Annotated in this window: 17 protein-coding genes; 14 read left to right on the top strand and 3 right to left on the bottom strand. The window is 66.5% G+C overall.

The window, feature by feature from the left end; all coding sequences use genetic code 11:
* The first annotated feature begins 6 nt into the window (after positions 1-6).
* The 6 genes from ACIRA7_RS03315 to ACIRA7_RS03340 all read left to right on the top strand — a co-directional run bounded on the left by ACIRA7_RS03315 (position 7) and on the right by ACIRA7_RS03340 (position 5,431).
* On the top strand, positions 7-1,602 hold the full coding sequence (locus ACIRA7_RS03315) for a methylmalonyl-CoA mutase (protein WP_396219387.1): 1,596 nt from the start codon (positions 7-9) through the stop codon (positions 1,600-1,602).
* 404 nt (positions 1,603-2,006) lie between these two features.
* Positions 2,007-3,140 carry a bifunctional chorismate mutase/prephenate dehydrogenase gene (tyrA, locus tag ACIRA7_RS03320; protein ID WP_396219388.1) on the top strand — a complete coding sequence of 378 codons (1,134 nt, stop codon included), beginning with the start codon at positions 2,007-2,009 and terminating at the stop codon, positions 3,138-3,140.
* Positions 3,140-3,646: an MOSC domain-containing protein gene (locus tag ACIRA7_RS03325; protein WP_396219389.1), complete on the top strand. Its 507-nt coding sequence runs from the start codon at positions 3,140-3,142 to the stop codon at positions 3,644-3,646. Before tyrA ends, ACIRA7_RS03325 begins: the two co-directional genes overlap by 1 nt.
* Positions 3,643-4,020 carry a hypothetical protein gene (locus tag ACIRA7_RS03330; RefSeq protein ID WP_396219390.1) on the top strand — a complete coding sequence of 126 codons (378 nt, stop codon included), beginning with the start codon at positions 3,643-3,645 and terminating at the stop codon, positions 4,018-4,020. The genes ACIRA7_RS03325 and ACIRA7_RS03330 overlap by 4 nt, the downstream gene beginning before the upstream one ends.
* Positions 4,021-4,051: 31 nt before the next feature.
* Positions 4,052-4,495, top strand: a complete 444-nt coding sequence (locus ACIRA7_RS03335; RefSeq protein WP_396219391.1) for a hypothetical protein — start codon at positions 4,052-4,054, stop codon at positions 4,493-4,495.
* A gap of 66 nt (positions 4,496-4,561) precedes the next feature.
* Complete coding sequence (locus tag ACIRA7_RS03340) at positions 4,562-5,431, top strand: carboxypeptidase regulatory-like domain-containing protein (RefSeq protein WP_396219392.1); 870 nt, start codon at positions 4,562-4,564, stop codon at positions 5,429-5,431.
* Positions 5,432-5,514: 83 nt separating this feature from the next.
* On the opposite strand, the gene ACIRA7_RS03345 is transcribed toward ACIRA7_RS03340, so the two are convergent.
* The 3 genes from ACIRA7_RS03345 to ACIRA7_RS03355 form a co-directional block, all read right to left on the bottom strand.
* A complete protein-coding gene (locus tag ACIRA7_RS03345) occupies positions 5,515-6,942 on the bottom strand; it encodes a RagB/SusD family nutrient uptake outer membrane protein (protein ID WP_396219393.1) in 1,428 nt (475 codons plus the stop codon).
* Positions 6,943-6,978: 36 nt separating this feature from the next.
* Positions 6,979-10,008: a SusC/RagA family TonB-linked outer membrane protein gene (locus tag ACIRA7_RS03350; RefSeq protein WP_396219394.1), complete on the bottom strand. Its 3,030-nt coding sequence runs from the start codon at positions 10,006-10,008 to the stop codon at positions 6,979-6,981.
* Positions 10,009-10,261: 253 nt separating this feature from the next.
* Positions 10,262-12,826, bottom strand: a complete 2,565-nt coding sequence (locus ACIRA7_RS03355) for a M1 family metallopeptidase (RefSeq protein ID WP_396219395.1) — start codon at positions 12,824-12,826, stop codon at positions 10,262-10,264.
* A 297-nt stretch (positions 12,827-13,123) separates the two neighbouring features.
* On the opposite strand from ACIRA7_RS03355, the gene ACIRA7_RS03360 reads away from it, so the two are divergent.
* The 8 genes from ACIRA7_RS03360 (at position 13,124) to ACIRA7_RS03395 (ending at position 21,435) form a co-directional block, all read left to right on the top strand.
* Positions 13,124-14,590, top strand: a complete 1,467-nt coding sequence (locus tag ACIRA7_RS03360; RefSeq protein WP_396219396.1) for a Rieske 2Fe-2S domain-containing protein — start codon at positions 13,124-13,126, stop codon at positions 14,588-14,590.
* A gap of 74 nt (positions 14,591-14,664) precedes the next feature.
* The gene (locus ACIRA7_RS03365) at positions 14,665-14,979 is read left to right on the top strand and encodes a zinc ribbon domain-containing protein (protein WP_396219397.1); all 315 of its coding nucleotides are present in this window, start codon (positions 14,665-14,667) and stop codon (positions 14,977-14,979) included.
* Positions 14,980-15,022: 43 nt separating this feature from the next.
* A complete protein-coding gene (gene argS, locus ACIRA7_RS03370; protein WP_396219398.1) occupies positions 15,023-16,675 on the top strand; it encodes an arginine--tRNA ligase in 1,653 nt (550 codons plus the stop codon).
* The gene (locus ACIRA7_RS03375; protein WP_396219400.1) at positions 16,672-17,613 is read left to right on the top strand and encodes a PfkB family carbohydrate kinase; all 942 of its coding nucleotides are present in this window, start codon (positions 16,672-16,674) and stop codon (positions 17,611-17,613) included. Before argS ends, ACIRA7_RS03375 begins: the two co-directional genes overlap by 4 nt.
* Positions 17,610-18,662, top strand: coding sequence for a phosphoribosylformylglycinamidine cyclo-ligase (gene purM / locus ACIRA7_RS03380; protein ID WP_396219401.1), 1,053 nt, complete (start codon positions 17,610-17,612; stop codon positions 18,660-18,662). Before ACIRA7_RS03375 ends, purM begins: the two co-directional genes overlap by 4 nt.
* Positions 18,659-19,684, top strand: coding sequence for a hypothetical protein (locus ACIRA7_RS03385; RefSeq protein ID WP_396219402.1), 1,026 nt, complete (start codon positions 18,659-18,661; stop codon positions 19,682-19,684). Before purM ends, ACIRA7_RS03385 begins: the two co-directional genes overlap by 4 nt.
* Positions 19,685-19,715: 31 nt before the next feature.
* On the top strand, positions 19,716-20,804 hold the full coding sequence (gene ribD / locus ACIRA7_RS03390; protein ID WP_396219403.1) for a bifunctional diaminohydroxyphosphoribosylaminopyrimidine deaminase/5-amino-6-(5-phosphoribosylamino)uracil reductase RibD: 1,089 nt from the start codon (positions 19,716-19,718) through the stop codon (positions 20,802-20,804).
* Positions 20,805-20,811: 7 nt separating this feature from the next.
* Positions 20,812-21,435, top strand: a complete 624-nt coding sequence (locus ACIRA7_RS03395) for a riboflavin synthase (protein ID WP_396219404.1) — start codon at positions 20,812-20,814, stop codon at positions 21,433-21,435.
* Position 21,436 lies beyond the last annotated feature (1 nt).

A 21,436-nucleotide genomic window follows, 5' to 3' on the forward strand; every position in this document is an offset into this window, starting at 1 on the left:
GGAGGGATGAGCGAGCGAATCTCCCCCTCCGGCATTCCGATTCCCGGCGTCGTCCGTCCGGACGACGCCCGTGTTGACTACGCGCGTGATCTGGCCGATCCCGGTCAGTTTCCCTTCACGCGCGGTGTGCAGCCCACGATGTACCGCGGTCGTCTCTGGACGATGCGCCAGTACGCGGGCTTCGGCACGGCGCGTGCCACCAACGAGCGCTTTCGCCTGCTGCTGGAGGCGGGGCAGACCGGGCTCTCGGTCGCCTTCGACCTGCCCACGCAGATGGGCATCGACTCCGACTCGCCGCGGGCGAGTGGTGAAGTGGGGCGCGTCGGCGTGGCTATCGATACGGTCGACGACATGCACGTGCTGCTCGACGGCATTCCGCTCGACAAAGTCTCGTCGTCGATGACCATCAACTCGACGGCGTCCACGTTGCTGGCGATGTACATCGTGGTGGCGGAAGAACGCGGCATTGCACGCGCAGCGCTCTCGGGTACGGTGCAGAACGACATTCTCAAGGAATACATCGCGCGCGGCACGTATATCTATCCGCCCGATCCCTCGCTCGCGCTCACGGCCGAGATGTTCCGCTTCTGTGCGGCCGAAGTGCCGCAGTGGAATCCGATTTCCATCTCGGGCTACCACATCCGCGAAGCGGGCGCCACCGCCGTGCAGGAAGTGGCGTTCACCTTCGCCGATGCCATCGCCTACGTGCAACAGGCCGTCGACACCGGACTCGCCGTCGATGCCTTTGCGCCGCGCCTGTCGTTCTTCTTCGCGGCGCACAGCGACCTCTTCGAGGAGGTCGCCAAGTTCCGCGCCGCGCGTCGGTTGTGGGCCCGCCTCATGCGTGAGCGCTTCGGTGCCAACGACGCCAGCTGCAAGCTACGCTTTCACACGCAGACCGGCGGCGTTACGCTCACCGCGCAGCAGCCCCTCAACAACGTGGTGCGCGTGACCGTGCAGGCGTTGGCCGCCACACTCGGGGGCACGCAGTCGCTGCACACCAACGGCTACGACGAAGCGCTCGCGCTGCCCACCGCCGAAGCGGCCACGCTCGCGCTACGCACGCAGCAGATCGTCGGGTACGAGTCGGGCGTCGCGCAAACCGCCGATCCGCTCGCCGGCAGCTGGTATGTGGAACAGCTGACCGATGCCGTGGAAGCGCGGGCGCTCGCACTGCTCGAGAAGGTCGACGCGCTCGGTGGCGCCGCGGCCGCGATTCGCGCCGGTTTCTTTCAGGAGGAAATCGGCCGCAGCGCCTACGAATATCAGTTGCGTGTAGAGGCCGGTGAGACCGTCGTTGTCGGCGTCAACAAGTTCGGCGACGGACAGGATCCGCCGATCATTCCGGCGCCCGACTTCAGCGCACTCGAAGTCGGTCAAGTCGCCGCACTGACGCGGGTGAAGGCGACGCGCGATAACGCGGCGGTACAGGTAGCACTGCAGGCCATCGCCGACATCGCCCCCGAATACCTGCCCGCCCATGTCGGGGCCCGCGCCCCGCTCATGCCGCGCATCATCGATGCCGTGCGCGTGCGCGCATCGGTCGGCGAGATTGCGGATACCTTGGAGAAGGTGTGGGGGCGGTACCAGCCAAGCCTGTGAGCGCCAACGGCACAAGCCAGAACACGGATGTCACAGATTACACAGATTACACAGATTACACAGAACCAACACGGATAAGCGAAAGAATCGCCGTTTGCTTATCCGTGTTGTTGTCCGCGTAATCAGTGCAATCCGTGTTCAGGCCGTTGCTCTTCTCTGTTGCTGTTCGCTGTTGCTGTTCGCCGTTGCTGCTCGCCGTTGCCGGTGCCGGTGCTGTATTCGTGACGACGTACTCACCGTCGGCACCGGCTCGAGCTTGATCGTGACGAACCACCGGGAGCACGCTACGTTCATACGGATGACTTCAATGAGACGGATCCTGTTGAGTCCCGCGATCATGACGCTCGTTTCGAGCTTCCGCGGGATACGGAGTGCCGGCGTGACGCGTTGCTGTCGGCGTGCGCATGGCTGACACCCCGCGGCCGCTCCCCGTCGTGCGCGCCATGATCGACGCGCTCGATCGTGACCTGTTGCAGATCATGGCCAAGCGCATGGCGCTGGTGGCGGAAGTCGCCGCCTACAAGCGTCAGTACGGCCTCAAGATTCGCGACGCGAGCCGCGAGCGTGAACTGCTGCGAGATCGCCATGAGCATGCGCGCGAACTGGGTCTCCCCAGTGATGAGACCGAGTCGATCTTCCGGTTGCTGATGCGCTCGAGTCGTGATCATCAGGCCGCGCTGCGGGCCGAAGTCCCCATGGATGCCGCCTCGTACACCATCGCGATCATCGGCGGACACGGACGCATCGGTCGCGTCCTGTCGCGCCTCTTCGGCGACCTCGGCCACCGCCTGCTCCTCGTCGACACGGACACCGACCTACGCGCCGAGGAGGCAGCGGCGGTGGCCGACGTCGTCGTGGTGAGTGTGCCGATCGACGTCACCGAGGCGGTCATTCGCGCCGTCGGCCCTCACGTGCGTGACGACGCGCTGCTGATGGATGTGACCAGCGTGAAGGAGGCGCCCATGCAAGCCATGCTCGCGGTGACGGGTGCCAGCGTGGTCGGCACCCATCCCATGTTCGGACCCAGCGTGCACACGCTGCAGGGGCAGCGCGTGGTCGTCTGTCGCGCTCGCGGCGATACCTGGGCGGATTGGGTCGCGCAGTCGTTCGCCGCCCGAGGTCTTGTCGTCACCGAAGCGACGGCGGCGCAGCACGATCGGGCGATGTCGGTCGTGCAGGTGCTCACGCACTTTCAGACGCAGGTGCAGGGGCTCACGCTCAGTCGCCTCGGGGTGCCGCTGGCGGAGACGTTGCCCTTTACCTCTCCGGCCTACCTGTTGGAGTTGTACGTCGCGGCACGGCATTTCGCGCAGGATCCCGCCCTCTACGGCTCCATCGAGATGCGGAATCCGGGCACTGCCGAGATCACCGCGGCCTTCGGTCAGTCGGTGCAGGATGTCGCCGACATCCTCGCCCGCGGTGACCAAGCGGCATTCTCGCGCCTCTTCGATGACGTGCGTACGTTCTTCGGCGACTTCACTGCCGAAGCGCTTGAGCAGTCCAGCTTTCTCATCGATCGCATCGTGGAGCGCACCTGATGTCCACTCCGCTCCTGCCGTCTGGCATCATCGAACAGATCTGGCTCAAGCGCGCCAAGCGAGGCCCCATGGATCCCGTGGCATCGGCGAGCCTGCGTACGCAGCGTGGACTCGTGGGCAACGCGAATCAGCGCGGCCGGCGGCAGATCACCTTCCTCGAGGCCGAGCGTTGGGCCGAACATCTGGCGGCCCTCGGGCGCGACGACGATCCGGCCCTGGGCCCCATACGTCGACGCGCCAACGTACTGGTGCGCGGGATCCCGCTCGTGAATTCGCGCGGGCGCGTGCTCCGCCTTGGTGGGGTGCGCGTGCAGATCGCCGGCGAGACGAAGCCATGTCACCAAATGGATGAGGTGTATCCGGGGCTGCAGGCCGTCATGCGGCCCGCATGGGGCGGCGGGGCGTTCGCGGTGATCCTCGACGACGGCGACATTGCCGTGGGGGACCCGATTGGCTGGGATGACACGTCGGATCCGCCATCGCTCTTCGATCGCGTACCGGCATGAAGGCGACGCTTCGGGCACGGATCACCCGCGTAGCGCCCGTGCGCTGGTTCCTGGCGATCGAGGACGGCGTGTTCCGCCTCGCCGGCGAAGCCGAGTATCGACTCGGGATCACGCCGCGCACCACCAAGATCGTACCGGGTCCGTTTGATCGCCTCGTGATGCGCGTGGTGCTGCTCTTCGTGCCGGTGCTGGTCGGGACCTTCGTCATCACCACTGGCGCCACTCGAACACGCGCGCTCTTGGCCATCATCGGCGTCGCGGTGCTGCTCTTCACCGCGATGTTCGTCATCGAGGGTGTGCGAGCGGACCGCGGTACCACTCGGCGACCGCCAAGGCCACGTCCAAGCGCTCGGCCTCCCGCTCGCCGTCCGTAGTTTGTCTCTCGTCCTCACACCGGAGTGTCTGATGCCCCGCCGTACGACTTCTCGCTGGATGGCGCTCAGCGCCGCCCTCGTCGGCCAGAGCGCCGTCCTCTTTGCCATCGCCAGACCCCTCACCGATTACGCCGCGACGCTGGTCGGCAAGGATGGGCGCAAGGCACATGGCACGGCAACCGTGACGCCAACCAAGGACGGCACTGGGACCGAGATCGCCGTCACGCTGACCGACGACACCCCTGGGGCCACGCGGCCGTGGCACATCCATACCGGGACCTGTGAGAAGAGCGGTGGGGTAGTGGGCGGTGGGCGCGCGTATGTGCCCATCGCCATCAACGACAAGGGGCAGGGCACGGGCAAGGCTACTTTGGCCGTCGCCTTGGCCGACACGACGACGTACTACGTCAACATCCACGACGCGTCCGCCGCCATGGGCATCATCGTGGCGTGCGGTGACCTCAAGAAGAAGTAGGCGCCTCAACCCGGCGCCGCCTGTCCAGTACACTAAGCGGAGAGCGTGTCTCGCTATGATTCAGCCATGAGCAAAACGTCCGTATCCTCGTCGCGTGTCCGACACTACCTCGCCGTGGCCACGCTCTGTGGCGTACCGTTCCTCGCAACGGAGTTGCGCGCCCAGCAGCGAACGACCGTGCTCGATCGCGCGGCACAGGAACGCGATCGCGCCGACGCCGCCGCCCGTCGGCTGGCCGGTGCGCAATCCGTGATTGATGGCGTCGTCACCGACACGCTGCTCCGTCCCCTCGTGAGCGCCGATATCTCCGTGGTGGGTACGGCGGCGCGCGTGGTGACCGGCGAGAATGGCCGCTTCCGGATGCTGCAGGTGCCGCCTGGCCAGTACTTGATTGTGGTACGGCGCATTGGTTTCGCACCAACCTCGGGTATCATCGACGTCCCGGACAAAGACACGTTGCGCCTCTCCTACACGCTTCTGCGCTCCAACAACCTGCTCGATACCGTGCGGGTGCGCGGCAGCCGCGTCACCATGCGCATGCTCGACTTCGAGAAGCGCCGACAGCAGGGGCAGGGGCAGTTCATCACACAGGAGGAGATCGAGCGGCGCGGGTCGATCCAGAGCTCCGACTTCCTGCGCTACATGCGCGGGGTGGAGGTGTCGCAGGTGACGACCCAGGCGTTCGCCGGCACCCAGGTCTACTCGCGACGTGAGGCCGGTGGCTTCACCGACTCCCAGCAGCAGCAAGCCTGCGCCATGCAGGTCATCCTCGACGGCATCATTTTACCGCGCAACTTCAACCTGGACCTGCTGCCACCACCCAAGCAAATCGCGGGCATCGAGGTGTATTCGGGCGCGGCCACGGTACCACCGCAGTTTGGCGGAGTCGACCGGCGGTGTGGGGTGGTGGCGTTCTGGACGCGCGACGGATACTGATCGATAGCCTGCGCCGTAGCAAAACGCCCCCGTGAGAAAATTCTCACGGGGGCGTTTCGTCGTACTCCCTACTCCCTACTCAACTAGCAGCCCGGTCCGGCCAGCGCACCGGTCTTACCCGCACGCACCAGGCACTCACCCTGCGGCAACGGTTGCACCCGCGCTACAAAGTGCGCGTTCACCCCCGAGGTGAGGTCCAGCGGCAGCTGGTTGAGTCGGCCATAGCGGCGCATGTCAACCCACCGGTGTCCTTCGAGCAGCAGCGAGTAGCGCTTCTGCACGAGGATCTCGGTCACGATATCCGCGTCCGGCGATGACGCGGTGAGCGTGCTGGGCGCAAGGCCACCCGAGTTCACGCGGATGTTGTTGATCATCGCGAGGGCCCCGGCCTTATCACCGGTCGCCAACAGGATCTCAGCGCGGAGGAGCATGAGCTCTTCGTTGCGGATGATCGGGATGGACGTGGTGATGGCCGGATAGATCTGGAAGCCCAGCGACGACGGGGCACCCAGCCCCTGCGGCGCATTCCGCACTGGCCGCGTTCCGATCTTGGCCAGGAAGCGGTTGTCCTTGGTGCCGTCGGCCTTGAGGGGCGCGTCGGCGTCGATGGACATGTGAGCGTACAGGTCCGTGTTGGTGGCCGTCGCCAAGGGGTTGGTGACGTCGGGAGCCGCCGCGTACGGGTGGTACACGCCCACATTGTAGGCCGTCGCCGAGGTCGCGTTCACGTTAATGAACGAGGCATCGAGCGCCGTACGGGCCCGCGTCCACGCCGCGGCGCCGCCGCCAGCCGTGGCATGATACGCCGCTGCCCGTGCCGCCATCGCGCGATTGAACTGGCGGAATGTGGCCGGCGTGTTAAAGCCGGTGAATCCCGAGTTCAGGCTGAACGGGAACGCCGCTCCACCCGCCGCCAGATCGGCCGCCGCTTCATCCAGCACGTTCTGGAGGAACCGGTAGACGGAGTCACGCGACACAAACGGCGCGAGGTCCGTTGCGTCCTTGTTGATCTGCACCACCGCACCGATGGTGTCGCGGGTGGCGATCACCGTGAGCAGCTCGATGCCTTCAATGGTTTTGGCGAAACCCAGAGCGGCGCGCTTCTGCTCCGCCGTGAGCGTCGACGTCGCCACCGTGTTCTTGAAGTTGAACGCGTCGCGCAGGTTGCCGTACGGGCCGCCCCAGCTGCCCACGGCAAAGCCGGCCGGATCGAGCCGGTTCTGTCCGGAAATCCCGATGAGGTACGCCGACGTGTTGCGCCCTTCCGACGGCGTATACACGTAGGCTTCACGCCCGAACCGGCCAGTCTCGGTGATGAAGCCGCCGCGGCTGTTCCGGTTCTGCCGGAGCAGGCCGGTAGCCAGCAGCTGCAGCGCCTGCGGGTCGGCGCTGGCAGCGGCAACCGTGGGCGTGTTGGGGTTGGTGATGTTGAGCGTGTCCTTGCTGCACGCAGCAAGCGACAGCGACGCGAGGGACAGCGCACCCAGGGTGCGCGTGGTCTGCTTGGTCATCCGCGAAGCGCCGGAATTATGAGTGGTCGTCATGGATCAGAACCCCACGTCGACGCTGAAGAAGAACTGACGGCTCGGCGGGAACGGCGCGAGGTCGATGAACCGGTTGAAGTTCGTGTTGCCGAAGTTGTTGAACTCCGGATCGAAGCCCCAGTAATCGGAGAAGAGTGCGAGGTTACGGCCGCTGAGGTTGAAGCGCAGCGACTTGCCACCAGGGATCTTCTGGGCCCACGAATCCGGCGCCTGATAGTTGATCGTGATTTCACGCAGCTTCACGTACGACGCGTTCTGCATGTAGACGCGCGTGTCACCGGCGTTGAAGGTGTTGAAGCGGCACAATCCCAACGTCTCCGTGGCGCCGCACGGGCGAGAGCCCGGGAGCATGGAGGTCGGCGCCGCTTCATCGTAGTCGCGCGACTGCTTGCCTTCGTCCCACAGGTTGTTCGTCATGTTCGACACGAAACCGCCCGCCCGCCAGTCCAGCAACGCCGAGAACGTGAAGCGCTTCCACGTGAAGTCGTTGTTGAAGGTGGTGGTGTGAATAGGGTTCGCGTCCCCCGTGATCGTGTCACGCACCGCGCCATTCGCACCCAGCGGCGCATTCGACCAGATGTACGTGGAGCGGAGGTTTGGCGTGATGCGATTCCGGCCATACGCCGCACCGAACGAGCCGGGCACCGGGAAGGCCGGAACCGGGATGTCGTTGGTGTACTGGACGTTGGCGTTGTAGATGATGCGGCTGGTCCACTCGAAGTTGCCACGGCGGATCGGCACCAGCGAGAGCACGCCTTCAGTACCCAGCACCGACAGCTGACCACCATTAATGATCTGGTTACCCAACCCCGACGACGGCGGCAGCGGGAAGGTGAGCAGCAGGTCGGTGATCTTCCGCTGGTAGCGCGTGACTTCAACACCAACGCGCGAACCGAAGAGCTGGGCGTCCATACCGAACTCCAACTCGTTCATGACTTCCGGCTTGATGCCCGTGTTGCCGAGCAACCCGTTGGAGACGAGCGAATTCTGGCCACCGATCAGACCACCGTCGGCGTACAGGATGTCGCGATCACCGTAGCGCGGGCGATTGCCCGACTGTCCCCATGCGCCGCGGAACTTGACTTCGTCGATCTTGTCCGTGAGCGGCTTCACGAAGCGGTACGAGCCGGAGTACTTCGGAAACAGGTAGAACATTCCCCGGTCGCCATTGGCGCTCGAGCGGTCGGCACGGAAGCCCACGTTGAGGGCCAGCTTCTCGTCCAACAACAGCACCTGCTCGTTCACGTAGTACGACTGGTCGCGGAACTCGGTGCGCGTGTCTTCCGTTGCGATGTCCTGCGCGTTGGCGGCAATCCGGCGCGTGGGGAGCAGACCACGGCCACGGATGCGGTAGATCTCCTGCTTCTGCCGCTCATAGGTACCACCCACCGAGGTGGTGAACGACGTCACCAGCTTGTTGGCGGGGGTCCAGGTCCACACCGCATTCAAGCCGGCGTTGGTCTGGAGGCTTGAGACGTTGTTCTGGCCGGCCGTGCCCAGGAAGCCGTCGGCCGGTTCAAACTGCAGATAGTTGGGCGAGTACTGCACGCCTTCCTGCTGGAAGCGGTCCACGCCGGTGAGACTCGAGATCTGGACGCTGTGACGGGCCGTGCTCAGCGCCGTGTAGTTGAGGCGGATGTTACCGGCCTGACGGAACACCGATTCATCGCTCTGAATGTCACGGATCACTTCAAACGGATTCGCGATCCCCACGCCGCCGCCGTAGAAGGGCATGTTGGGGTAGCGGCCGTTCGCAAGCTTGGTGTTCAGGTCGATGATCGCCGGCGTGTAGCCGAACACGTACGTGGGGCTGACACCGGCGTTGTTGTTGTTGCCGATACCGCGCTGCAGGAAGTTGCGCGTAACGTCGAGGCCCATGCTGGCGGTGAGCTTGCTGCCGAGCGTCTGGTCGAGGTTGATACGGCCACCGGTGCGCCGGGCGCCGGTGTTGATCATGATGCCCGACTCCTGCCGGTCATTGAGCGAGGCGAAGTAACGGGTGTTCCCCGAACCGCCCGACGACGAAATGAGCGTCTCGTACGACGGATCGGTGCGGCCGTACAGCTGTCCCTGCCAGTCGTAGTTGGTGCAGTTGGGCGTGCACGCTGCACGCGCCGCTGCCTCGCCCACCGGGCCACCGACAAACGGCAGCACGTCGGTGAGCGTGGCGTACTGGCGATGGCCCAGCGAGCGCATGAGCTGCTGAGTGCCAACGCGCTGCGTCACGTTCCACTTGGGCTGACCGGCGGAGCCCTTCTTCGTGGTGATCACCACCACGCCGTTGGTGGCGCGCGACCCGTAAATGGCCGTCGCCGCGGCCGACTTCAGCACTTCAACGCTCTCAATGTCGTTCGGATTGAGATCGGCCAAGCGGTTTACCACCTGGTCTTGGTTCGAACCCACCGTACCACCGGCGCGCGTGATCGCCGAGGCACCCGACGAGACACCCGCGTTGGAGACGATCACACCGTCCACCACGTACAGCGGGTCACCCTGACCCAGCACGGAGGTGGCGCCGCGGATCTGCACCTGAGCACCACCGCCCGGCGCACCGCTGTTTTCGAAAATGCGCGCGCCCGCCACCTTACCGGCCAGGTTGCTCTCGATGGAGCGGGCCGGGACGCGATTGAGTTCCAGCGAGCTCACGGAGGCCACGGCCGTGGCCGCCACGCGGCGATCCACCGTGGTGGCAGCACCGGTCACCGTCACGCCTTCCAGCTGCAGCACGTCCTTTTCCAGGACGAAGTTGGCCGTGTTTTCGGTCGGACCAAGCCGGATCGTCTGGCGCTTGAAGCCCAGCTGGCGCGCGAGCAAGACCACCTCGCCCGAGGGTACGCGCATGCGGAATTCGCCGCGTTCGTTGGTGCGGACACCAACCTGCTGTCCGACGATGCTGACGGTGACGTCGGCGATGGGGGTGCCGACGACAGCCTGCGTCACCTTACCCGAGACATCTCGGGTTTGTGCATCCGCGTGAAGCGGCAGCACGGCAACCGCAAACGCAGCGGCGGCGAGTGAGAAAAACCTACCCATAGAGGGTCTCCGATGGAGGGAAAGGCGGAGCGGGAGGGGGCGCCGGCCGCACGACGAACCTGTCTCGTCATGCGGTCGGCTCTTTTGGTGCCAGATCGGGACACAACAGTCACGCAATCCAGACACCGCAACTGGACCCAAAGCTATCAACAGCGCCACCCCCCCAGCTAGGTCACACCTTCAAATCGTGTGGTCTCCGTCGGCTGGAGCCCGATACGATCAGCCCCTCGTCGCAGCGGCGCTCAGCTCGCGATCAGGGACGAGCCGCGCCCGCTGCGAACACCTGCCGGATCCGCACCGTACGCTCGAGCTCGTCACGGCTTTGCCGGATCTTCTGCTGGAGGTCGGGCGGCAGCGCTCCATGCGCGGCCAGCCAGCGGTCAATCCGCAGCAGCGCCTCGGCGTCGCCTTGCCCCCCGATCGTGGCCCCCAGCCAGCTCCCCAAGAAAAAGATGCGGCGATTCTGCTGAATCCACGGCAGGGTATCGAGCGCGGGCACCAGATACGCCGACGTCAGTGCCGACTGATCCAGATCGTGGAAGCTGCGCAGGCTCGACGTCACCCACTCCTCATTCAATGACGCGTCCGCGAACCAGCGCGTGAACAGCGCCCGCTTATGCGCCGAATCCGGGCGCGCGGCGTCCGCCACAAACGCCTGACGTTGCCCCTCGCTCGTGGAATCGCGGCGCGCTTCGGCCGCGAGACGCGCCGCCGCCGTGGGAGCGGTGCGCGCCACCAGGCGTGTCACGATCGACCACCGCGTGGGCGGTCGGAGCGCCAGACCGGCGGCCGTATCGCCATCGAGCCAGCGATCCAGCCGCTGCAGCGAGGCCGACGACCGCGCGAGTCCGATCACCGCATCCAACTGCGTCTTGCGCTGGCCATAACTCCGCGCGCTGTCGGCGGCGCCCGCCAGCAGCAGCGGCTCGGCGCGCGCCAGCAGCGCTTCACGTGTCGCGTCATCGCTGTAGCGCCCGATGACGGTCACCAAGCGCCCCACCAGTGTGCCGGAGATCTGCTCGTCCCGTTCGGTGGGCAACGCGCGCAGCACCATCTCCGCATAGCGCGTCGGCGACAGCCGCGCCTCACGCACCAGGTCCCACAGCGCGCCCCACACCATCGCGCGCAGGAAATCATCGTCCACGTCGGTGATGTGCTGCTCGAGCCACTGCACGCTCATCGAATCGGGGAGCACGATCGCGTAGCCATAGTCACCGTCGTTCGCGAACACGAAGTCGGGCGCTGGTCGCCCGGCCGCTGCCGCCACAATAGTGGTATCGCCGCGCAGCTCCACCGGCAGCCGCACCGGCTGCTGGTTGGCGTAATACAGCAAGACCTGCACCTTGAGCGGCCACGCACCGCGTCCCGACAGCGCCGGCTGCGCTGCGCGTTGCACCAGCGCCAAGCGCTGTACGACGCCGTTGCGTACGGTGAGGCGCTGCTCCACCAGCGGCATGCCGGGGCGCAGCATCCACGCCTGTCCCCACGCCGTCAGGTCGCGATGCGCCGCCTGGCCCACGCTGGCCAGCAATTCGCGCCACGTGCCGTTGCCATAGGCGTGGCCGCGCAGGAAGTCCTGCACACCGCGCTGAAACGCCGCTGCCCCCACGAGATACTCGAGCTGCTTCAGCACGCCCGGCGCCTTGTTGTACACGATCGGTCCGTAGTTGCTCTTCGCCTGATCGAGGTTACCCAGCTGCTGCCAGATCGGCGTCGTTCCCGCCGTCGCGTCGGTCGCGTACGCCACCGGCTTGTTGCGCAGGTAGAACGTCTTCCACGCATTCGACGCGGGCTCGAGATCGGCTTGCATGCGGGCCGCCATGTAGGTGGCGAAGCCCTCCTTCAGCCACAGGTCGTCGAACCAGCGCATCGTGAGGTAGTCGCCGAACCACTGGTGCGCGACTTCATGAAACGTCGTCGCCTGTCGGCCAAGCAACTGCGACACGGTGGCGCGCTCGCGGTAGATGAAACTCTCTTCATTGTAGAACACGGCGCCGGGATGCTCCATGCCGCCGAACGGAAACGCCGGGGCGAGCAATGCATCGAACTTGTGGAAGGCGTAGGGAATGCCGAACCAATCGCCCAGCCACCGCAACGCCCGCGCGTTCATCTCGATCAACGTGTCGCTCTCCGCTTCGGCGCGGCGCGACTGTCGCATCCAGAGCGACACGGGCACCGGCGCCGCCGACGTGCTCGTGGCCACGGTGCGCGTCACGCTGGCCCACGGACCGGCCGCGAAGGCAATCAGATACGTGCTGAGTCGCTCCGTCTCGCGGAAGCGATGCCTGACCGATGGTCCCACGGTGTCGGTGCCGATCTCGGCGCCGTTCGCCAGCGCTCGCCACGTCGATGGCGTCGTCAGCGTCAGGCTGACCTTGGCCTTGAGATCGGGCTGGTCGAAGCAGGGGAAGAGCAGGTTGGCATCGGACGGCACGAGCAGCGTGTACAAATACACGTTGCCGTCGGTGACATCACGGTTGCGGATGATACTGGCGCCGGCCTGTGCGACCGGCGTCTCGAACGCCACCTCGACCGCGTTGCGGCCGCGGCGCAGACGCGCCGCCGGAATGACGAGGTGGTGCCGATTCCACGCCGTCACGATCTCCGGCCAGGCGGTGCCGTTGATCCGGCCGTCGCTCACCGACAGCCCGCGGAAGTCGAGCACGACATCCCCCGGCGAGCGCTGGGTGAACGACACCGTCACCCGTCCGGTCGCGGTATCCCCCGCGCTCACCGCGAGCGCGAGATCGTAGGCCACGTCGGTCAACTGTGCCGCACGGAGGCGCGCCAGCGCGGCCGACACGCCGGGACCGGTCATGGCTCCCGTCAGTGGAGCAGTCCCAGCCGCCTTCGTGGAACCTGGCGTGGGACGGGAGGACGGCGACGGCTGCGCGGCGCCTTCCATGCTCGACGCAACGAAACAGCCAACGGCGGCGAGGAGGTGGGTAAGCGGGCGGCTCAAGGAGCCTCGGAGAGCTGAAAAACGCATCCGGTCAACCTGCCGGTTGTGGCGCGGACTGTCTAGCCGCCCCCGTGCGCCCCCGTAGGAATGCCTCCGCGCCGCCCCCGCGATGCGCAAACTCGACATTGCGCGGTCCCGCGTTAAAATCTATGTATGCGCTCCGATCCGACCTCCCCGCCGTCGCCCGTCCCATCCTCCGAGCCGTCGCCGTGTGGTGGATGTCATCGCCTCGACCGGCGTCAGTTTCTGGCCTCCGCCTCCGTGCTGTCGCTCGGTGCCCTCGTGTCGGGGTGTGGAGACGGCATCATTGGCGCGCCGGAGCAGGTCCTCGATGCCGTCCCGGCGCCCTTCCGCTTGGATCCCGCCGCCATCCCGGAGTTAGCGCAGATCGGTGGCCGCACCGTGGTGGCGTCCGGCACCTCGGCACCGGTGCTGGTGGAACGCGTCGGCAGCGCGCAGTTCCGTGCGCTGTCGCTCGTGTGTCCGCACCGCGGCACCATCGTGGAGGTCGCGTCGGACCGCCTGCGATGCCCCAACCACGAAGCCGTGTTCGCAACTGACGGGACGTGGCTCAGCGGACAGCCCACGGCGGGGCTCACGGCGCTCGACGTGCGACGCAACAGCGACGGATCGCTCCAGATTGGCGGGGCGATCACGCCGCCCGTCCTCGCGCTCGATCGCAACACCGTGGTGTTCGTCACCTCGCTCACCGGCGCGGCGCCGGCCGCGCAGACAGTCGCGATTGCGAACGACGGCGGCGGTATTCTCAGTGGACTGGCCGTCACGCTCACGTATGGGTCGGGGCAGCGAACCGGTTGGCTCTCGCTCTCGCTCAGCCAGGCCTCGGCGCCGTCGGTGCTCACGCTCTCCGCGCAGCGCGGCACGCTGCCGGTCGGCACCTACACGGCAACCGTATCCGTCACGGGCGCCGGCATCAGCAACGGCGCACAGACCCTCACCGTGTCGTTGTTGGTCCAGGATCTGTCCACCCCCGCCTCCTTGCAGCTCTCCACCGCGGCGTTGTCGTTCAGCGGCCCCCTCGGCAGCGCGCCGGCGCCTCAGGTGGTGCAGTGCATCAACAGCGGCGGCGGCACGCTCATTGGGCTGGCGACCACGGTGGCGTACGGCACCGGTGGGACCGGATGGCTTTCCGCGACGCTCAGCCAAACCACCGCCCCCGCCGCGCTCACTGTGCGGGCCACCGCCGGAGCGCTGGCCATCGGCAGCTACACGGCCACCCTCACCGTCAGCGCCACTGGCGTCGCGTCGCGCTCGATCACGGTCACGCTCACGGTCACCACGACGGGCCTCCAAGTCACCATTTCGGCGTGGCCTGCGCTGGCCAATGTCGGCGGTGTCGCCGGCAGCGTGGGGAACGTCAATGGTGGCCCGGTTGCCGTGGTGCGCGTTAGTGCCACCAGCTTCGCCGCGTTTTCCATGCGGTGCCCGCATGCCGGCACCACCATCAACGTGGTGAACGGCGCCAGCTTCCGGTGCCCGAATCATGGGGCGCTGTTCAACGGCGCTGGCGTCTGGCAATCGTCGCCGCAACGGGCCGAGAACCTCACCCCGCTCACAGTGATCTACACGCCGGGTGCGGCAACGCTGACGGTGACCTGAGCCGCACCGGTTGAACCTTGGGGCCAACCGGGCTACGTTTCATGGCTGTCTGACCCTAGCCAAGTAACGTAGCCATGCCGACTTACGAGTTCCGCTGCCCCGACGGGTCCATCATCGAGGCGCGGTTCAAGATCTCTGAGGTCCCGGAAAGCATTCCCACGCCCGATGGCACGGGCGTGGCCACCCGTATCATCTCGGGTGGCGCCAGTCTCCTGTTCAAGGGATCCGGGTTCTACATCACCGACTACGGCAAAGACGGCAAGAAAGACCAACGCGCCGGTGGCGCATCGTCGTCCACCGAGAGTGCCCCCAAAAGCGACGGCAAGAGCGACACCAAGAGCGAGTCGAAGCCGTCGACCAGCACGCCGTCGTCGTCGTCCGCCGACTGATGCGACTCCGCGTCGCGTTTTCCTTCCTGACATCCCGGATTCTGTGACTCACGCCGACGCCCTGCGCGCCGAGCTCTCGCGCGCAGCGCGCACCCTCGGTGCGCCCGACGACGTTTCGCCCATCCTCGAACGCCCGCGTGATCCGTCGTTCGGCGACTGGGCCACCAATCTCGCCATGACGCTCGCAAAGCCGCTCGGCAAGAAGCCGCGCGACATCGCCGAAGCGCTCATCGCCGCGATGGACAAGGCCAGCGTCGGTGTGACCGCCGCCGAAATCGCCGGCCCGGGCTTTCTCAACTTTCGGCTCGATCCCGGGTTTCAGGCGCGGGGGTTGCTCACCATTCTCGAGTCGCCCGACACCTTCGGACGCCTCGACATCGGGCACGGTGCGCGCGTGGTGGTGGAGTTCGTCTCGGCCAATCCCACCGGCCCGCTGCACGTCGGTCACGGCCGCCAGGCCGCCCTCGGCGATGCCATCAGTACGCTGCTCGAGTACACCGGCTGGAACGTCGATCGCGAGTTCTATTACAACGACGCCGGTGCGCAGATCGCCAATCTCGCCAAGAGCACACAGGCACAGGTGCGCGCCATCGGTGGTGCGCCACTTGAGATTCCCGAAGGTGGCTACCACGGCGACTACATCCGCGAGATCGCGGAACGGTATGTGGTCGAGCATCCGGACGATGCGGCCGGCAACGACCTCGACGCGATGCAGGCGTTTGCGGTCGCCGCGCTCCGTCATGAGCAGGATCTCGATATGCAGGCGTTCGGCGTCAAGTTCGATACGTACTACCTCGAGAGCTCGCTCTACACCGACGGCTCGGTCAACAAAACGGTCGAGGGGCTGAAGCAGTCGGGGCACACCTACGAGGAAGAGGGTGCGTTGTTCCTCCGCACCACCGATTTCGGAGACGACAAGGACCGCGTGATGAAGAAGAGCGCGGCGAAGGGCGGCGACTACACGTACTTCGTGCCCGACGTCGCGTATCACGTCACCAAGTGGGAGCGCGGCTATCGTCGCGCGATCAATGTGCAGGGCGCGGACCACCACAGCACCATTACGCGCGTGCGTGCCGGCCTGCAGGCGCTCAATATCGGGATCCCCAAGGGGTACCCCGATTACGTGTTGCACCAGATGGTGACGGTCATGAAGGGCGGCGAGGAGGTGAAGATCTCCAAGCGTGCCGGATCGTACGTCACGGTGCGCGATCTCATCGACGAAGTCGGTCGGGACGCCGTGCGCTATTTCTACCTCATGCGCAAAGGCGACTCCCAGCTCGTCTTCGATGTCGACCTCGCGCGCAGCCAGTCGGAAGAGAACCCCGTGTACTACGTGCAGATGGCGCATGCGCGCATGTGCGGCATCTTCCGCGTCGGCGAGATCGATGCGACCACGGTCACCGGCGACGGTGTCGATCTCGGCGTACTGTCCGAGCCGGCCGAGCAGGAGCTGGTCAAGCAGTTGCTCGATTTTCCGGCCACGGTGAAGGGAGCCGCGGACAATCTCGAGCCGCATCGGATCGCGGCCTGGTTGCTCGAAACGGCCCGCGCCGGCCATACGTGGTACCACAAGCATCACGTCCTCGGCGAGCCCGAGGCGATCACGCGCGCGCGCCTCGTGCTTGCGCGTGCGACGCAGCTCGGCATCGCCGCCGGCCTGCGCATTCTCGGACTGTCCGCGCCGGAGCGCATGTGAGTCGTTTCCCCAGTACCGCCAGCCCGGTGCTCGTCGTCGGGTCCGTCGCGCTCGACTCCGTCGAGACACCGTTCGGCAAGGCCGAGGACGTGCTCGGCGGATCGGGCACCTACTTCTCCTCGTCGGCGTCGCACTTTGCGCCCGTACAGCTCGTCGGTGTGGTCGGCGACGACTACCCCGTTGACCTGCTGAAGCCGCTGGCCGATCGCGGAGTGGATCTGGCCGGCCTCGAACAGGTGAGCGGCTCCAGCTTCCGCTGGCGTGGGCGCTACCGCCACGATCTCAACTCCGCCGAAACACTCGAGACGCATCTCGGCGTGTTCTCGAATTTCCGCCCGATCATTCCCGAGCAGTTCCGCAAGGCGCCCTTCGTGTTCCTCGCGAACATCGACCCGCGCTTGCAGCTCCAAGTGCTCGAGCAGGTGGAGACGCCGCGCCTCGTCGCGTGCGACACGATGAACTTCTGGATCGAGTCGCGTCGCCCGGAGCTCATCGAATTGCTCGGCCACGTGGATCTCATCACGCTGAACGACGGGGAAGCACGCCAGCTCACTGAGCACACCAATCTCGTGCAGGCCGCGCGCTGGATTCTCGACAAGGGGCCCAAGCACGTCCTCATCAAGAAGGGTGAGCACGGCGCGTTCATGTTTACGCGCGAGAGCGTGTTCTTCGCGCCGGCGTATCCGCTCGAGTCGGTATTCGATCCCACCGGGGCCGGCGATTCCTTCGCCGGTGGCTTTATCGGGTCGCTCGCCGCCAGCGGAGACTTGAGCGACGCGTCCATGCGTCGCGCCGTCGTGGTCGGATCGGCGATGGGGTCGTTCGCCGTCGAGAAGTTCTCGAACGGCCGTCTGCTCGAGATCACGCGCGCCGATATCGACGCGCGCGTGCAGGAGTTCCGCCAGCTCGTGGCCTTCGACGAGGACCTTGGCGCGTGAGCACGTCCGGCGACACCCCGCTTACCTACCGGTCTGCCGGCGTCGATATCGACGCCGCCGAAGACTCGAAGCATCGTCTCGCCAAGCTCGTGCAGTCCACCATGACGGCGGGCGCGCGCGGCGCGTTCGGTGGCTTCGGTGGCATGTTCCGCGTTCCCGAGGGCTATCGCGCGCCGTTGCTCGTGTCGAGCGCCGACGGCGTGGGGACGAAGATCAAGATCGCCATCGAAGCCGATCGCCACGACACGATCGGACACTGCCTCGTCAATCACTGTACGAACGACATCCTGGTGCAGGGCGCCGTTCCGATGTTCTTCCTCGACTACGTCGCGTTCGGGAAGCTGTTGCCGCACGTCGTCGAAGGCGTCGTCGCCGGCGTAGCGGCGGGATGTCGCGAGAATCACTGCGCGCTCATTGGCGGCGAAACGGCGGAAATGCCGGGCGTCTACACGCCCCCCGATTACGATCTCGCCGGCTTCATCGTCGGCATCGTCGAAGAGTCGCAGGTCATCACCAGCGCGAAGGTGCGCCAAGGCGATGCGCTGGTCGCGCTCGCCAGCGATGGGCTGCACACCAACGGGTATTCGCTGGCGCGTCGCATCATCAGCGATCGGCTCCAGCTCGGCGTGCATGACGCGTTCCCCGATGCCGATGGGGCCACGGTCGCCGACGTCATGCTCAAGGTGCACCGCTCCTACCTGCAGTGCCTCACGCCGGTGCTCGGCCAGGTACACGCGATGGCGCACATCACCGGCGGCGGCCTGCCGGGCAACTTGAATCGTGCGCTCCCCGACACACTGGATGCCGACGTCGATACGGGCACGTGGACCATCCCGTCGACCTTCCGGGTATTGGCCGAGGCCGGGGCGGTTGCGCCGCTCGAGATGTTCCGGGCGTTCAACATGGGAGTGGGCATGGTCGTCATCACGGCGCAGGACAACGTGCGCGACATCACGTCGCGCGCCGCCGCATGCGGCATCGACGCGTGGCAATGCGGGACGGTCGTCCCGGGCACCGGTCGTGTTCGCCTCGATGGGGTCGCCACGTGAATGCACGCCGGCAGCGCACGGTCGGTTTCGCCGCCGCTGCTCTCGCGGCCGTGACCACGCTGCACGCCTCGCGCCTAAACGCGCAGACCACCTCGGGGCCGTGCTCGGTCGTGCCGGGCGCGCTCTCCGGAGCGGACGTCTGCCAGAAGGCGCGTGACCTGTTCGGCTTCATCGTCCCACAGGTGGGCGTTGCGGTGTCCTCCGGTAATCCCCTGCTCGGAGAAGGGGGCACGCTCGGCGGCTGGCCCAAGCGCGCCTTCTCATTGCGCGTCAGTGCCGTCGATGGGCAACTGCCCCGAAACGCCGTCCCGCTCAGCGTCATCGGTGCTGCCGTCGGCTCCGATTTCGGGGCCGCCCGCACGCCCATTCCGTTGCCGTCGGCCGACGCGGCCATCGGACTTTTGCCGGGCATTCCGCTGGGACTCACCAATACGCTCGGGGTGGATGTCCTTCTCGGCGCCTCGTACCTCCCCACGGTAACGCAGTCGAGCTTCGACGTGGCACCGAAGGACGGAGGGGTAGCTTTCCAGTATGGCGTACGCGTCGGTGCACTGCAGGAATCGTCGTTCATTCCCGGGCTCAGCGTCAGCTACATGCGGCGCAAAATGCCGACGGTCGATTTCGGCTACTCCTCCCAAAACGACACGCTCACCGTCTCCGGCACCTCGGTCACGTCGAACGCGATCCGCATCGTGGCCAGTAAGCGCTTCCTCCTCTTCGGTGTCGCCGCCGGCGTCGGCCGTGATGCCATCGAAGGGTCCGCGTCCATGCGCGCCTCGGTCAACGAGACCGTAGTCGGTACCAGCCAACGCTTTCTCGTGCAGTTGCCCGATCTCCGGTACAAGACCACACGCAACACCGCGTTCGTGAACGCCTCGCTTGGCCTCGGCATCGCCCGATTGGTCGGCGAGTATGGCTGGTCCAGCGCTGGCACTGTCGTGCAAACCGTCAATCAGTTCGGCGGCCGCAAGGCCGATGAAGGGTATCGCTACGGATCGCTCGGGATCGCCTTCCGCCTGTAGCGGGTCGCCCGCCTCGCCTGAAGCGCACGTTGTGGCTCCTGCAGCCGACGACGTGCGCTTCATGCGTCGCGCCCTCGAACTCGCCGAGCGCGGAGCCGGGCGTGTTTCGCCCAACCCTATGGTCGGTGCCGTGCTCGTGCGTGATGGCGTGGTGGTCGGGGAAGGGTGGCACGCTGAGTACGGACACGCCCACGCGGAAGTCAGCGCGCTCCGCGACGCGGGTGAGCTGGCGCGCGGGGCCACGGCCTACGTCTCCCTCGAGCCGTGCGACCACACGGGGAAAACCGGTCCATGCTCCGAGGCGTTGGTCGCCGCTGGGGTGGCCCGGGTGGTCTTTGCGGCGCACGACCCCAACCCGACGGCGGCCGGTGGGGCGGCACGCGTGGCCGCGGCGGGGATCGAGGTGGTCGGTGGCGTGCTCGAACGGGAGGCTCAGGATCAGAACGCGCCGTTCTTCTTCGCCGTGCGCGGCGCTGATCGTCCGTTCGTGACCCTGAAGCTGGCGGTCTCGATCGATGGCGCGATCGCTGATGCTTCGCGGCAGCCGGGTTGGCTCACCGGCGAGGAGGCCCGCGCGGCTGTGCACCGCCTCCGCGCGGACAGCGACGCGATTGCCGTTGGGATTGGCACCGCCATCGCCGACGACCCCGCGCTGACGGTCCGTCAAGCGCCCATGCCGCGCCGCCCACCCCTGCGCGTCGTGTTCGACCGGACGGCTCGACTCCCGCTGCACGGTCAACTGGCCCGGACGGCGCCTGCACTTCCGGTCCTCGATTTCACCGACGGCTCCTCCCCAAGCGCTGAGGCCACGCTGCGCGCTGCCGGCGTCGAGGTGTACGCCGCCGGATCGCTCGCCGAGGCGCTGCGCCTCTTGGGCACCCGCGGTGTCCGCCATCTGTTGGTGGAGGGGGGCGCGACCCTCGCGTCTTCGCTCTTGGCCGCCGGACTCGTCGACCGACTGGTTACCTTTCAGGCTCCGGTCATCCTCGGCGCGGGCGCGCTCTCGGCCTTTGCGGCGTTTCCGTCGCAGCGGGCCGAGCAAGCGCCGCGGTTTCGCGTCGTGGAGCGGAAGGCACTGGGTGCCGACCTGATGACCGTCTACGCTGTTTCTGGAGACTGACGAGAGGATGTTCACGGGGCTCGTGGACGACGTGGGACGTATCACCCACGTCGCCGACACGCCGGCCGGACGCGAACTGCGCATCCGATGCCGATATACCGACCTGGTCGACGGCGAAAGCATCGCCGTCAACGGCGCGTGCTTGACCGTGCGCGAGCACGGCGTGGACGACGACGGGGCCGGGTGGTTCACGGTGGCCGCCGTGATCACCACGCTGGGGCGTACCACCATCGACGCGTGGCGCGCTGGCTTCCACGTCAACCTCGAACGCGCCATGCGCCTCGGTGATCGACTGGGCGGCCATATGGTGCTCGGACACGTCGACGCCCTCGGCGTCGTCGCCCGCACCGAGCAGGTAGGTGACGCCTGGCTCGTCGACGTCGCGCTCCCGGCCACCCTGTGGCCACTCATGGTCGCCCACGGCTCGATCACGGTGAACGGGGTGAGCCTCACCGTGAACGCGTTGCACGACGACGGCGTCCAGTTGTCCATTATCGAATACACGAAACGGCATACCACGCTCGGCGAACTCGTCGCCGGCGACCGGGTGCATGTCGAAGCCGATGTGCTCGCGAAGCATGTCGAACGGTTGCTGACGCCTTGGCGCAGCGCAGGGGTTGAAGTCGCATGAC

Origin of the sequence: Gemmatimonas sp. (genome assembly GCF_044376735.1) — a bacterium.
In the GTDB taxonomy this organism is placed as follows: domain Bacteria; phylum Gemmatimonadota; class Gemmatimonadetes; order Gemmatimonadales; family Gemmatimonadaceae; genus Gemmatimonas.

Coding starts and splice junctions, on each gene's coding strand:
- ACIRA7_RS03315 (WP_396219387.1), top strand. CDS start 7: ATGAGCGAGCGAATCTCCCCCTCCGGCATTCCGATTCCCGGCGTCGTC.
- tyrA (WP_396219388.1), top strand. CDS start 2,007: ATGGCTGACACCCCGCGGCCGCTCCCCGTCGTGCGCGCCATGATCGAC.
- ACIRA7_RS03325 (WP_396219389.1), top strand. CDS start 3,140: ATGTCCACTCCGCTCCTGCCGTCTGGCATCATCGAACAGATCTGGCTC.
- ACIRA7_RS03330 (WP_396219390.1), top strand. CDS start 3,643: ATGAAGGCGACGCTTCGGGCACGGATCACCCGCGTAGCGCCCGTGCGC.
- ACIRA7_RS03335 (WP_396219391.1), top strand. CDS start 4,052: ATGCCCCGCCGTACGACTTCTCGCTGGATGGCGCTCAGCGCCGCCCTC.
- ACIRA7_RS03340 (WP_396219392.1), top strand. CDS start 4,562: ATGAGCAAAACGTCCGTATCCTCGTCGCGTGTCCGACACTACCTCGCC.
- ACIRA7_RS03345 (WP_396219393.1), bottom strand. CDS start 6,942: ATGACCAAGCAGACCACGCGCACCCTGGGTGCGCTGTCCCTCGCGTCG.
- ACIRA7_RS03350 (WP_396219394.1), bottom strand. CDS start 10,008: ATGGGTAGGTTTTTCTCACTCGCCGCCGCTGCGTTTGCGGTTGCCGTG.
- ACIRA7_RS03355 (WP_396219395.1), bottom strand. CDS start 12,826: ATGACCGGTCCCGGCGTGTCGGCCGCGCTGGCGCGCCTCCGTGCGGCA.
- ACIRA7_RS03360 (WP_396219396.1), top strand. CDS start 13,124: ATGCGCTCCGATCCGACCTCCCCGCCGTCGCCCGTCCCATCCTCCGAG.
- ACIRA7_RS03365 (WP_396219397.1), top strand. CDS start 14,665: ATGCCGACTTACGAGTTCCGCTGCCCCGACGGGTCCATCATCGAGGCG.
- ACIRA7_RS03395 (WP_396219404.1), top strand. CDS start 20,812: ATGTTCACGGGGCTCGTGGACGACGTGGGACGTATCACCCACGTCGCC.